The 551-nt window shown below is 68.1% G+C and carries 1 protein-coding gene; it reads right to left on the bottom strand.

The genetic code is table 11. The annotated features are described in order from the left end of the window. On the bottom strand, positions 1–551 hold a 551-nt coding region (locus IEY93_RS38060; protein WP_444544676.1), incomplete at both ends, for a glycosyl hydrolase family 95 catalytic domain-containing protein.

Raw genomic sequence — 551 nt, 5'->3', positions numbered from 1 at the left:
CCCTCCTCCATCCGCGCCCAGTAGTTGATCTTCCAGGCGAGGGACCAGCCGGTGCCGTCGTCGCCGCGCAGCTCCAGGGTGCGCCGGGCGGCGTTGTACAGCGAGGGGGTGCCGCGCTTGGTGATCTGGTTGCTGGGGTGCAGGCCGTACAGGTGTGAGATGTGCCGGTGGTTCTGCTCGGTCTCCACCCAGTCGTACAGCCACTCCTGGATGTTGCCGCGCGAGCCGACCTTCATCGGGGGGAGCCGGTCCCGGGTGGCCAGGACGCGCGTCCGGAAGTCGGCGTCGACGCCGAGCACCTGGCTGGCCTGGGCGCAGCCGTTGAACAGGTCGCGCAGGATCTGGTTGTCCATGGTGGGGCCGGCGCACACGCTGACGCCCGAGTGGTGCGGCAGTTCGGGGGAGTTGGACGGGTTGGTCACCAGGTAGCCGAGGCTCGGCTCGGTGACCAGCGTGTCCAGGAAGAACTGGGCGGAGCCCTTCATCGCCGGGTAGTACTGGCGGAGGAAGTCGATGTCGCCGGTGAACTGGTAGTGGTCCCAGATCATGGT

The sequence above is a fragment of the Sphaerisporangium melleum genome (assembly GCF_014646695.1).
GTDB classification, from domain to species: domain Bacteria; phylum Actinomycetota; class Actinomycetes; order Streptosporangiales; family Streptosporangiaceae; genus Sphaerisporangium; species Sphaerisporangium melleum.
The sequence above is the reverse complement of the archived record's forward strand: the minus strand, read 5'-3'. Positions and strand labels throughout refer to the sequence as shown.